Source organism: Streptomyces sp. NPDC006551 (genome assembly GCF_040611675.1).
Classification (GTDB): Bacteria; Actinomycetota; Actinomycetes; order Streptomycetales; family Streptomycetaceae; genus Streptomyces.
Map to the genome: position 1 here is coordinate 19,649 of NZ_JBEXOT010000065.1, position 11,096 is coordinate 30,744.

Here is an 11,096-nt window from a genome sequence, read left to right on the forward strand (position 1 = left end):
GGATGGACTCCGGCGGCCGGGGCCCTTGTCCTTCCCGGTGTCAGGGGTACGAGACGACCGTGGAGGGGACCGTCGAGGTGCCCGAGGTGGGGGCGCCCGTGTCGTTGATGACGTGCTCGTACTGGCCGTTGCCGCTGAGGGAGACGACCAGGAGGCTGTGGAACCTCACGCCCGGCTTGACCGGTGCCTTGAAGCCGTGGTCCTGCCGGATCGTCGGGTCCACGTTGTAGTAGCAGTAGCTGCCCATGCCCCATCCCTCGTGGGTGGTGACCGAGTCGTCGACCCGGTAGGCGGCGTAGCCCTTGGTGGAGCCGTTCTGGATGGCGGCCTGGTTCGGTGCGTCGTACGCCTTCTCGTTCTGGAAGAAGATGGTCCGTCCGCGCTCGCCGTACCATTCCACGTCGTACTTGTTGAAGTGCTCGACGAACAGACCGGTGGCGAGGACGTCGTCGCCGTTCACGCGTACGCCGTAGTCGGCCCGGTTGGTCTCCCAGCCGACGCCCTCGCCGTGGTCGGCGCGCCACACCCAGGTGTGGTCGATGATCGTGTCGTCGCTGTTGACGACCATGCTGGTGGTCGCCTTGCCGGGGCCCGCGCCGCCGATGCGGAGGTAGACGTCCTGGACGGTGGTCGGGTTGGCGGAGTGGTCCGCGCCGGCGTTCGACGGGCCGATCTCCAGGAGCGTCGGGGAGTTGACCGGCCCGGCGTCGATGAGGAAGCCGGCGAGCCGCACGCCGTCGACGTCCGCGACGCGCATCGCGGTCACTCCGTTGTCCGGGATGATCGTGGCGAGCCCGAGGCCGAGGACGATCGTGTTCGCGCGGTTGATCTCGATGGTCCGGTCGACGTGGTAGACGCCGGGCGTGAACAGCAGGTGCAGGCCCTGGGCGAGTGCGGCGTTGATGGTGGCTGCGGTCGCGCCCGGTTTGACGACGTAGAACCGGCTCAGCGGGATCGACTCGCCCTGCGGGGTGCCGTTCGCCCATGTGGTGCCGCGGGCGTCGACGCGCTTGGCGGGGGCGAAGACCTTGAACCCATCGCCGTCGAGGTGGAGGAACGGCTTCTCGCGGGAGATCGGAGTGGTGGTCAGCGTGGTGTACCGGGGTTCGGGGAAACTTGTGGCCGGGGCGCCCTCGACGCCGGAGAAGACCTGGTTCCACACCGAGTTGGACCAGCCGCCGACCGCACTGTCACGGGTGTACCACTGCTGCTGCGAATAGTTGCCGATCTGCCCGTCGACCTTGGTGTCGGCGATGTACCCGCCACTGGCCCAGCCGTACCCGTTCGGTGCCAGGTTCAGCCCGCCCTTGACGTGCATACGACGGAACGACGCGGCCTGTGACACCGCCCAGCGGTTGGTGCCGCTCACCGGGTTGAGGGCCAGGTTCTCCGCCGCCCGCCAGAAGTTCTGGGTGGCGTTGCCGTTGAACCAGCCCGCGTCGACCGTGACGTCCCCGTTGAAGGTGGTGTCGTCGGGGCGGAGCCCGAGACCGGCGATCTGGGTGTAGAAGCCGATCTGGGCGTTGAGGTTGTGGTAGGTGCCCGGCTTGAAGAGGAAGGCGTGCCGACCGGTGCCGAACTGCGCCGACTCCTGCTCGCGGAAGACCTGGTCGAGCTTCTCCTGGATGCCGGGGGTGGAGGGGTCGAAGATGTGCACGTTCGGGCCCAGGTCGCCGCCGCCGGGCAGGGTCGGCCCGCCGCCGTCGCCACTGGTGCCGTACACCTGGAACTCCCAGAGCGAGTAGCCGTAGCCGGTGGCCCGGGTGACACCGTGGAGGCGCACATGGCGGGCGGTGGCGGAGACGGCGAGCACTTCGGTGCCGCCGGCGCCCGTGGTGGTCGAGTACGCGGTCGACCAGTCCGTGCCGTTCGGGGACGTCTCGATGCGGTAGGCCTTGGCGTAGGCGGCCTCCCAGCGCAGTTCGACCCGCTCGACGGTGGCCGTCGCGCCGAGGTCGACCTGGATCCACTGGGGGTCCGAGAAGGCGCTCGACCAGCGGGTGCCGGCATCGCCGTCGACGGCGTGGGCGGCCGCGGTGCCGGGATGTTCCTGGCTCGACGCGGTGACCGTCCTGCCCTGGGAGAGGAGGACCGGCGCCGCCTGGGCGGCGGGGGCGGGCAGCAGCGCGAGCAGCGCGCCGACGAGGGCGGTGACGACCGCCCCGGCGATCGTCCGGCGGGCGGAGCGGGTGAGGGAGGCGGTCATCGGGTCACCGTCCACTTCTGGTTGGCGGCTCCGGTGCACGTCCAGATCTGCAGCCGGGTGCCGTTGGCGGAGCTGTTCCCCGCCGCGTCCAGGCATTTGTTCGCCTGGGGGTTGACGATGTCCCGGGCCGCGTTGGCGTCCCAGCGCTGGGCGGCGGTGCCGTTGCAGTCCCAGAGTTGGACCACGGTCCCGTCCGCGGTGCCGCCGGAGGCGGCGTCGAGGCACTTGCCCAGCGCGCGAATGGTGCCGTCCGCGCCGACGGTCCACCGCTGGGCGGCGGTGCCGTTGCAGTCGTACAGCTGCACGGCCGTGCCGTTCGCCGTGTTCGCGCCGGCGACATCGACGCACTTGCCGCCGATGCCGGTGATCGGGCCGCCGGTGGTGGAACCGTCGGAGGTGGTGACCCGCACGTGGTCGACCACGAGCCGCTGCGGGAAGACGGTGGAGCCGTCCGGGTCGCCGGGCCAGTAGCCGCCGACGGCGAGGTTGAGAATCAGGAAGAACGGCTTGTCGAAGACCCAGGTGCGTCCGCCGAGATCGGCGGGGGTACGGGTCTGGTACACGGTGCCGTCGACGGACCAGGTGATCCTTCCCGGTGACCAGTCGACGGCGAAGGTGTGGAACGCGTCGGCGAAGACCTGCCCGCCCGGCAGGGTGTAGGCGGCGCCGATGCCGCCGGAGCCGGAGTAGCCGGGGCCGTGCAGCGTGCCATGGACCGTGGAGGGCTCGAAGCCGACGTTCTCCATGACGTCGATCTCCCCGGAGGCGGGCCAGCCGACCTGGCCGATGTCGTTGCCCAGCATCCAGAACGCGGGCCACATCCCCTGGCCGCGGGGCACCTTCATCCGGGCCTCGACCCGTCCGTACTGGGCGGTGAACCGGCCCGCCGTGTTGAGACGGGCGGAGGTGTACTCGCACCGGCCGTACCAGCACTGGTAGTTGCCGGGGTTCTCCTTGCGGGCGGTGATCACGAGGTGGCCCTGGCCGTCGAGGGCGGCGTTGCGGTTGTCGGCTGTGTAGTACTGCCGCTCGTGGTTGTTGACGTTGTCGCCGGTCTCGATCTGCCATCGGTTGCCGTCGACGGCGGCGCCGGCCGGCCCGTCGAAGTCGTCGGAGAAGGTGACGGCGGCTGCTTGGGCGGCGGGCATCGCGTCGGGGCGGTCGGCGGGGCCGGGCCCCGGACCGGGGCTCGCCAGGCCGAGGCCCAGGGCGGCGACGGCGAGCACCGTCACCGACGTCATGGCCGACCACAGCGAACGCCGTGGTGTGCGGGAGGAGCGCATGACTCTCTCTTCCGTGGGTGGGGGGCGGAGCGCGGACGCCAAAAGTGATCATGTTCATGACATCGCAACTCCCGAGCAGGGTCCAACTGCTTTGTTGCACCCATGATTTAAGGAGTGAGTTAAGTCACGCGTCAAGGGTTCAGGCGTCCACCGTTCCGTCGACCCCCTCCCTCGGAAGTCCGCGTGCCCGGCGCGCAAGGTCTCCCGATCGCCGCCGAAACGGGGAGGGTCGAGCCGGTCGTCGGTGCTCATGCGTGATACTCCTCGTCCATGTCGATCTCAGGACCAGAACCTGCTCCGGGGCCGGAAGCGCCCACCGCCCGAGCGACCGTGCAGCGCGACGACGAGCGGGTCCGGGTCACTCGCTGGGACTTCGAGCCGGGGACCCGTACGGGCCGCCATGTGCACGCGTACGACTATGTCGTCGTCCCGGTCACCGGCGGCACCATCGGCGCGTACGCCCCCGACGGCTCCGTGACCCGCTCACAGCTCGTGGCGGGCGAGTCCTACACGCGTCCGGCCGGCACCGAACACGATGTCGTCAACGTCGGCGAGGCGAGCCTCAGCTTCGTGGAGATCGAGCTCAAGAACGCCTGAGCCCAGGCTCGGCGAGGCCGGCCGCCTCCGGGACGAAGGGCCGTCTCCCGCGACCGCTCAACGGTCAGCCGCGGTTCTCGGGCCCGCGCATCCCGGCCGTCAGGGAAGCCACGAGAACCCCGGCGAGACCGGCCCAGGCCACGGCGGCGAAACCGGCGCGGGACCACGCGGCGGCGCCGAGGATGACGGCGGCGACCAGCCCTGCCCCGAGGGCCCGCCGGTCCGTGAGGAAGGCCCCCATCCGCCGCCCGGCGCCCGGTTCGCGCCACTCCAGGAGGGCCGCCCGGCACACGAGCGCCGCCGCGGCGACCACCGCTGTCATGACGCTCGCGTCCATGGCGCCCGCCTCCTCTGCTCTCGCCTGCTCTCGGCCTCCATGCTCCCGCACGACACCGCCCGCCGCCGGTGTCCGGGATCCCCGAGATGCGGCGCCCCCGCGCCGGGGAGCATCCTGACAGTGTGACGTCGTACGGCGCGGCCCGCCCCGGGGCGTCGGCCGAGACCGGGGACACGGCCCGGAGAGCGGACGCCGGCGGGCAGCCGCTCGGCGTGCTGTCGCTGACGCTTGCCGAGGCCGCCCTGCGGACGATCGAGGCGGTCGGCGGGTACGCGGGCGGGGTCTATCTGCGCTCCGGTACACCCGGTCTGCTGCGGCTCGCGCTCCTCGCCGGACTGCCCGGCGCTCTGTTCCGGCCCTGGTGGCGGATGCATGTGAACCGCCCCTTCCCCGTGGCCGAGGCGTACCGCTCGGCCCAGCCCGTGCACCTGTCCGACGTCGACGAGGCCATGCGGCTGTTCCCGCAGTTCGTGGCGAGTCTCCCGTTCCCTTTCGCCTCCCACTACGCGCCGGTGATCAGCGGCCGCGAGCGGTTCGGTGTGCTGGTCGTACTGCGGACACCGACTCCGGGGGTCCCCGTCGACGCGCGGGACCGCCGACGGATGCTCCAGGAGGCCCGGCAGCTCGGGACGGCGCTCGCGGAACTGGCGGCGGACGGTACGGCGGTCGAGTGGCCCGGGGAGCCGCTGTGCGTCCAGCTGCCGTCGGCCGGTACGCCGCCGATACGGATCGGCTACTTCGACTGGGACCTGGAGTCCGGCAGGGTCACCGCCGACGACGGTCTGCGGGCGATCCTCGGCGACGACGCGTCGTTCCCCGGGACCATCGAGGCCCTCACGGCCCGCCTCGCACCGGAGGACACCTACGCGCTGTGGACGATAGCCCGCCGGGCGGCCGAGTCGGGGGCGCCGGTGGCCCGCAGGATCCGGCTCAGGGGCCCCGACGGCGGACTGCACCTGCTGGAGGTCTCCGCTCGCGCCGCCCCACCCGTCCGACCGCGCGACGGGCCGGACGGCGGACTGGACGAGGGGCCGGACGACGGTCGCCGCGGCGGGCGGCTGACCGGCTCGCTCGTCGACCTCGGCACCGGTCTCGTCGGCTCCGACGCCACCGACCGCCTCCCCAGGGCCATCCTCGCGATCGACCGTCTCGGGCGGATCACGTACGTCAACCACCGCACCGAGGACCTGGTGGGACGGCCCCGCGCCGCGCTGGCCGGGCGGCCGCTGGTGGAGGTCTTCCCGTGGTTCGGCCGGCCCGCCCACGAGGAACAGCTCCGGGCGGCGCTGCTCGCGGAAGAACCGGTCCACTTCCTGGCCCACCCCGCGGAACGGGAGTGGCTCTCGGTCTCGCTCTACCCCGGCCACGACGGGGTGACCCTGCTGCTGCTCCCCGAGGAGGACCCCGCCTACCAGCCCACCTCCGTGAGCAAGCCGGACATGGGATTCGGCTCACCGGCGGACCGGGCGTCCGCGCTGTACCGGCCGGTGGCACTGGCCATCGCGCTCACCGAGGCCGTCACGGCCCGCCAGGTGTCGGCGGTGGTCACCGACGAGCTGCTCCCCGCGTTCGGCGGCCGCCAGCTGGCGATCTATCTCCTGAGCGAGCGCCATCTCTATCTGGCCTGGGAGACCGGGTTCCCGCCCGGGTTCCTCGAGCCGTTCGACGGGGTCGGCCTCGACGCCCGGATGCCGGGCGTCGAGACGCTCACCACCGGGCGGCCCCTGTTCTACGAATCGATGGAGCAGCTCGGCGCGGCCTACCCGGGGCTTCCGCTGGACTCGCACACGGGAGCACGGGCCTTTCTGCCGCTGATCGCCTCGGGCCGGCCCGTCGGCTCGTGCATCCTCGGCTTCGACCGGCCGCGGGGCTTCAGCCCGGAGGAGCGCACCGTGCTGACGGCCCTCGCCGGACTCATCGCGCAAGCACTGGAGCGGGCCCGCCGGTACGACTCCGAGTCGGCACTGGCCCGCGGGCTGCAGGACGCCCTCCTCCCCCACCGGCTGCCGGTGCTGGACCGGGTGGACACGGTGGCGCGGTATCTCCCCGGTACGCAGGGCATGGAGGTGGGCGGCGACTGGTACGACGTGATCGAGTCACCGGACGGGCTGCTGGCGCTGGTGGTCGGCGACGTGCAGGGCCATGGGGTCGCCGCCGCCGCCACGATGGGACAACTCCGCAGTGCGGTGCGGGCGTTCGCCATCGGCGGTCATCCTCCGCAGGAGGTCCTGCGGGACACCAACCGGCTGCTGATCGCCCTCGACCCGGGCCAGTTCGCCAGCTGCTGCTACATCGTGCTCGATCCCGAGACCGGCGCCGCCCAAGCCGTACGGGCCGGACATCCGCAGCCGTTGCTGCGCCGGCCGGACGGTACGACGGAGGTGCTGGATCTCGCGGGCGGGCTGGTCCTGGGCATCGACGTCGACGCGTCGTACCCCGTCACCGAAGCCCGGCTGGAGCCCGGAGCGGCCCTCGCCCTGTTCACCGACGGGCTCGTGGAGCGGGCCGGCCACGACATCGACGAGGGCATCGAGCAGTTGCGCCGCGCGTTCTCCGCCACGGGCTCGATTCCGCTGGCGGAGACCGCGGACCGGCTGATCCGTGACGCGCGACGCGCCACGGACCGGCCGGACGACATCGCCCTGCTGTTGGCGGCCCGCTGGGCGGAGCGCCCGTGAGCCGCCTTCCCGGTTCACCCGGTCGGCCCCGGGCGCTGGTCCGCGGGGCGGCGCCCGGAGAGGCTGGGGCCAGCAACAGGCGCCCCGAGGAGGACATGTGCAGCAGGACAAGCAGCCGGAGTACGGCCCCGTGGTGTTCCGCGACCGCTCCGCCGGATTCGCGTTCCTGACCCGGTCCACGGCGACGAGCGAGCAGACCATCGAGTGGGACGACGGCAACACGTACCCCGTCGTCGACGTCGAGATCTCCTCGGAGAGCCACCCGTTCTACACGGGCAAGGCCCGCACCGTGGACTCCGAGGGCCGGATCGCGAAGTTCGAGCGCCGCTACGGCGAGGAGTCCTCCTAGACTCTTCCCCGGGCACGATTCCCGCCTGCCGCGCTCACCTCAACGGGCGGAAGAAGGCCCGCAGTTCGGCGGCGACCTGCTCGGGTTCCTCGTGGGCCATGAAGTGGCCGCCGCGTTCCGGGGTGCTCCAGTGGCGCAGATCGCGGAACGTGCGCTCCGCGAGGCTCCGGGGGAAGTCCGCGTACGCCGGCTCATGGCTCAGGGTGACGGCGGCCGGGACCTCGACCGGCGGGACGGGCTGGTTGAGGGCGTAGTGGTAGTACTGCCGGAAGGACGAGCCGATGCAGCCCGTGGCCCAGTACAGGGTGGCGACGGTCAGCAGCGTGTCCTTGTCCCAGCGGGACTCCACGTCCCCGCCGCAGTCGCTCCAGTCCCGGTACTTGTCGACGATCCAGGCGAGGAGCCCTGCCGGTGAGTCCCGCAGGGCGGCGGCGAGGGTGTCGGGCCGGGTGCACATGATCTCGCTGTAGCCCTGGTCACCGGCGTCGTAGGCGGTGAGCGCGTCGAGGTAGGCGCGCTCCTCGGGGGTGGGCGGCTGTGCCTCGAAGTCGCCGGTGACGACGGCGGAGGTGATGTGCACGCCGACGACGTCACGGGGGTGGAGGGCTCCGAGCCACTGTGTCACCCCGCCGCCGATGTCCCCGCCGAAGGCGCCGAACCGGGTGTGGCCGAGGACCTCGGTCATCAGCGTGTGCCAGGTCTCGGCGACCCCGCGGCGGGTGAAGGGCCGGGCCGGCGGCGCCGAGTACAGGAAGCCGGGCAGCGACGGAACGATCACGTCGAAGGCGTCGGCCGGGTCGCCGCCGTGCGCGGCCGGGTCGGCGAGCAGTTCGGCGACGGGCAGCATCTCGACGAAGCTGCTCGGCCAGCCGTGCGTCAGGACCAGCGGGAGCGGCGCCGCGATGCCCTCGGCGGCCCGGCCGCGGAGACGGACGAAGTGCACCGGGCGTCCGTCGACGTCGGCGAGGTACTGCGGATAGGTGTTGAGGTGCGCCTCGGCCTTGGCCCAGTCGAAGCCGTCCGCCCAGTAGGAGACGAGCTCCCGAAGCCGGCCGGGGTCGGTACCGGCCGCCCACGGGGTGGGATCGGACGGTTCGGTGTAGCGGGTGCGGGTGAGCCGGTGCCGCAGGTCGTGCAGAACGTCGTCGGACACGGAGATCCGGAAGCGCGTGACAGTCATGGTTCCTTCGCTCAGGAGTGCTCGGTCGTCGGGCGCTCCTGTGCGCGGCTCAGACCGCCGCGGCGCCGAGGAGGGCCCGTACAGGGTGCTGGTCGTACATGCGGGGCTCACCTCCAGGGTTCGGCGTGTCATGTGACCGTACACGCGGCACCGGAGGCGCGCATCCGGATAACGACGGGCCGCCCGTGCCGCGGTGAACGAGGACCGCCCCTGCGAGGTGCTCGGCAGGGGCGGTCGTGCGCACTCCCCTCATCAGGGGTGCGCCGGTGTGCGTACGAGGGAAGGCGCTCAGGCCTCGACGACGCCGGAGGCGGCCACGGCGATCTTCGCGCTGGTCGCGCCGGAGCGGGAGCCGAGGGACTCGATCTTCTTGACCAGGTCCTGGCCCTCGACGACCTCGCCGAAGACGACGTGCTTGCCGTCGAGCCAGTCGGTCACGATCGTGGTGATGAAGAACTGGGAGCCGTTGGTGTTGCGGCCCGCGTTCGCCATCGAGAGCAGGTACGGACGGTCGTGCTTGAGCTGGAAGTTCTCGTCCTCGAACTTCTCGCCGTAGATGCTCTTGCCGCCGGTGCCGTTGCCGTTGGTGAAGTCGCCGCCCTGCAGCATGAACTGCGGGATGACGCGGTGGAACGGGGAGCCGGCGTAGCCGAAGCCGTGCTCGCCGGTGGCGAGCTCACGGAAGTTCTTCGCCGTCTTCGGGACGACGTCGTCGAACAGCTTGAAGACGATCCGGCCGGCCGGCTCGTCGTTGATGGTGATGTCGAAGTAAACGTTGTTGCTCATGGGGACATCCTGTCATTCTCCTGCGGCCGCGCGCGCACGGGCTGCCGCCACATGACGGATCCCCGTACCCCGCCGTGGGTACGGGGATCCGGAGATCCTGGTTGCCGCTAGGCCAGCGGCCCGGTGCCGGGGGCCTGGGGGCCGCCGGGGGCCTCCAGGGCGCCGTCGGACGTGACGGGGGCCGTCTGCTCCAGCAGGGTGTCGAGAGCGTTGTCGTTCTGGAGGAGTCCCGTGGGCCCGGTCCCGCCGGTGTCCGCGGCGGTCGCCTGGGGCGGCGGGCTGACGAGGGCCGTGACGACACCTGCGGCGAGGGAGGCGATGGCGAGCATGCTGCGCTTCTTCATGCCCTGGTCAACTGCCGAGGCGCCCGAGGGTTACGGCCTCGGACCCAGGCGAACAGAACGAGCGAGGCCACGGCGGCGAACGCGCACCAGGTGGAGACGAACTCCGTCCGCCACAGCAGGACGCAGACGACCGCTCCGACCCCGGTCAGGACGCCGAGCAGGCGCAGCAGCCGGTCACGGGCGAGCAGCAACGCCCCGACGGTGGCCAGGAGGTAACCCGCGATCAGCGGGGAGGCGTACGGCAGGTGGAGAACGTATCCGAGGGTGTGACCGCGGACCTCGGCCGTGACGGGCCGGCCGCCGGCCAGGCGGTGGGCGAGGACGGCGGCGGTGAGCGCTCCCACGGCGACCGGTACCGCCAGACGCCCGCGGTGGGCGGGCGGGGCGGCGGTCAGGACCCCGAGCGGCACCCAGAGCGCCAGCAGGGGCAGGGCGATCACCGCCCAGGCGAGAGTGGCGGGGCCGGTGCCGCCGCCCGCGCGCCACACGACGGACTCGACGATCTGGTGTGCGCCGAGCAGCAGGGGCAGGGCGGCCAGGGGCGCGTCGCCCGGGCGTCGGACACCGGCCAGGCAGGCCACGCCGACGGCGGCGATGGCGGTGCCCGCCACGAGATCGGCCGTCGCGCTCCAGCACACCTCGAAGTCATATCAGATCTAATCCGCCCATTCCTACCCATTCCATCTCATTCAGTTGGAACCGTATGGTTTGGGTGGATGTCTCTCCTAGTGACATCCATGTCCCCGTACCTGAAGAAATTGGGGGACGTCATGCTTCACCGTCAAAGCCTCGCGGCCGCTGCCGCAGGCATCCTTCTGGCCGCCGGGATCGGCGCGACGATCCCCGCCGGCGCCTCCGCCGAGCAGTCCCGGGCGACGACCGCGCCCGCGACGGCCCTGGTGGTCAACGCCCGCTGGGGCGGGCACGACACCTTCGACCGGCTCGTCATCGACGTCCGGGGCACGATGCCCCCGGTGAGCGTGAAGCCGGTCAAGGAACTGCGGTACGACGGCTCGGGCAACAAGGTCCCGCTCGCCGGGAAGTACTTCCTGGAGATCAAGCTCTCCCCCGCCGCCGCCCACAACGAGTCCGGTCAGTCCGTGTACAAGGGACCCCGGCTCGTGAAGATCTATCTGCCCACGCTCAAGGGTGTCGCCCTCACCGGCGACTTCGAGGGTGTGGTGACCATCGGAGCGGCCTTCGACACCAAGCCCGCCTACAAGACGTTCACGCTCCACTCGCCCGAGCGCTTCGTGCTCGACGTCAGCCGTCCGGCAGGCTGCCCGGCCTGAACGGCGACCTCCGCGACGGGGCCGGTCCGGGCCGGCCCCCCCCG

Annotated in this window: 11 protein-coding genes; 4 read left to right on the forward strand and 7 right to left on the reverse strand. The window is 71.7% G+C overall.

Features of this window, described 5'->3' with window-relative positions; genetic code table 11:
* Window positions 1–40 precede the first annotated feature (40 nt).
* A complete protein-coding gene (locus tag ABZY12_RS32455) occupies window positions 41–2,206 on the reverse strand; it encodes a discoidin domain-containing protein (RefSeq protein ID WP_356896703.1) in 2,166 nt (721 codons plus the stop codon).
* Window positions 2,203–3,489 (reverse strand): family 16 glycosylhydrolase, encoded by a 1,287-nt coding sequence (locus ABZY12_RS32460; RefSeq protein ID WP_356896705.1) that lies wholly within the window; start codon window positions 3,487–3,489, stop codon window positions 2,203–2,205. The genes ABZY12_RS32455 and ABZY12_RS32460 overlap by 4 nt, the downstream gene beginning before the upstream one ends.
* A gap of 270 nt (window positions 3,490–3,759) precedes the next feature.
* On the opposite strand from ABZY12_RS32460, the gene ABZY12_RS32465 reads away from it, so the two are divergent.
* Window positions 3,760–4,086, forward strand: a complete 327-nt coding sequence (locus ABZY12_RS32465; protein WP_356896707.1) for a cupin domain-containing protein — start codon at window positions 3,760–3,762, stop codon at window positions 4,084–4,086.
* 64 nt (window positions 4,087–4,150) lie between these two features.
* Here ABZY12_RS32465 and ABZY12_RS32470 read toward each other — a convergent pair whose 3' ends face one another.
* The gene (locus ABZY12_RS32470) at window positions 4,151–4,423 is read right to left on the reverse strand and encodes a hypothetical protein (protein WP_356896709.1); all 273 of its coding nucleotides are present in this window, start codon (window positions 4,421–4,423) and stop codon (window positions 4,151–4,153) included.
* A gap of 122 nt (window positions 4,424–4,545) precedes the next feature.
* On the opposite strand from ABZY12_RS32470, the gene ABZY12_RS32475 reads away from it, so the two are divergent.
* Together ABZY12_RS32475 and ABZY12_RS32480 are read left to right on the forward strand one after the other, a co-directional pair.
* A complete protein-coding gene (locus ABZY12_RS32475; protein ID WP_356896711.1) occupies window positions 4,546–7,101 on the forward strand; it encodes a SpoIIE family protein phosphatase in 2,556 nt (851 codons plus the stop codon).
* Between the two features lie 97 nt (window positions 7,102–7,198).
* Window positions 7,199–7,450, forward strand: a complete 252-nt coding sequence (locus ABZY12_RS32480) for a type B 50S ribosomal protein L31 (protein ID WP_356896713.1) — start codon at window positions 7,199–7,201, stop codon at window positions 7,448–7,450.
* Between the two features lie 34 nt (window positions 7,451–7,484).
* On the opposite strand, the gene ABZY12_RS32485 is transcribed toward ABZY12_RS32480, so the two are convergent.
* The 4 genes from ABZY12_RS32485 to ABZY12_RS32500 all read right to left on the reverse strand — a co-directional run bounded on the left by ABZY12_RS32485 (window position 7,485) and on the right by ABZY12_RS32500 (window position 10,398).
* The gene (locus tag ABZY12_RS32485; RefSeq protein WP_356896715.1) at window positions 7,485–8,630 is read right to left on the reverse strand and encodes an epoxide hydrolase family protein; all 1,146 of its coding nucleotides are present in this window, start codon (window positions 8,628–8,630) and stop codon (window positions 7,485–7,487) included.
* A 288-nt stretch (window positions 8,631–8,918) separates the two neighbouring features.
* Window positions 8,919–9,416 (reverse strand): peptidylprolyl isomerase, encoded by a 498-nt coding sequence (locus tag ABZY12_RS32490; protein WP_356896717.1) that lies wholly within the window; start codon window positions 9,414–9,416, stop codon window positions 8,919–8,921.
* 107 nt (window positions 9,417–9,523) lie between these two features.
* A complete protein-coding gene (locus ABZY12_RS32495; protein ID WP_356896719.1) occupies window positions 9,524–9,760 on the reverse strand; it encodes a hypothetical protein in 237 nt (78 codons plus the stop codon).
* Complete coding sequence (locus ABZY12_RS32500) at window positions 9,757–10,398, reverse strand: DUF6629 family protein (protein WP_356896721.1); 642 nt, start codon at window positions 10,396–10,398, stop codon at window positions 9,757–9,759. The genes ABZY12_RS32495 and ABZY12_RS32500 overlap by 4 nt, the downstream gene beginning before the upstream one ends.
* Window positions 10,399–10,530: 132 nt before the next feature.
* On the opposite strand from ABZY12_RS32500, the gene ABZY12_RS32505 reads away from it, so the two are divergent.
* Window positions 10,531–11,052, forward strand: a complete 522-nt coding sequence (locus ABZY12_RS32505; protein ID WP_356896723.1) for a hypothetical protein — start codon at window positions 10,531–10,533, stop codon at window positions 11,050–11,052.
* Window positions 11,053–11,096 lie beyond the last annotated feature (44 nt).

Coding starts and splice junctions, on each gene's coding strand:
- ABZY12_RS32455 (WP_356896703.1), bottom strand. CDS start 2,206: ATGACCGCCTCCCTCACCCGCTCCGCCCGCCGGACGATCGCCGGGGCG.
- ABZY12_RS32460 (WP_356896705.1), bottom strand. CDS start 3,489: ATGCGCTCCTCCCGCACACCACGGCGTTCGCTGTGGTCGGCCATGACG.
- ABZY12_RS32465 (WP_356896707.1), top strand. CDS start 3,760: ATGTCGATCTCAGGACCAGAACCTGCTCCGGGGCCGGAAGCGCCCACC.
- ABZY12_RS32470 (WP_356896709.1), bottom strand. CDS start 4,423: ATGGACGCGAGCGTCATGACAGCGGTGGTCGCCGCGGCGGCGCTCGTG.
- ABZY12_RS32485 (WP_356896715.1), bottom strand. CDS start 8,630: ATGACTGTCACGCGCTTCCGGATCTCCGTGTCCGACGACGTTCTGCAC.
- ABZY12_RS32490 (WP_356896717.1), bottom strand. CDS start 9,416: ATGAGCAACAACGTTTACTTCGACATCACCATCAACGACGAGCCGGCC.
- ABZY12_RS32495 (WP_356896719.1), bottom strand. CDS start 9,760: ATGAAGAAGCGCAGCATGCTCGCCATCGCCTCCCTCGCCGCAGGTGTC.
- ABZY12_RS32505 (WP_356896723.1), top strand. CDS start 10,531: ATGCTTCACCGTCAAAGCCTCGCGGCCGCTGCCGCAGGCATCCTTCTG.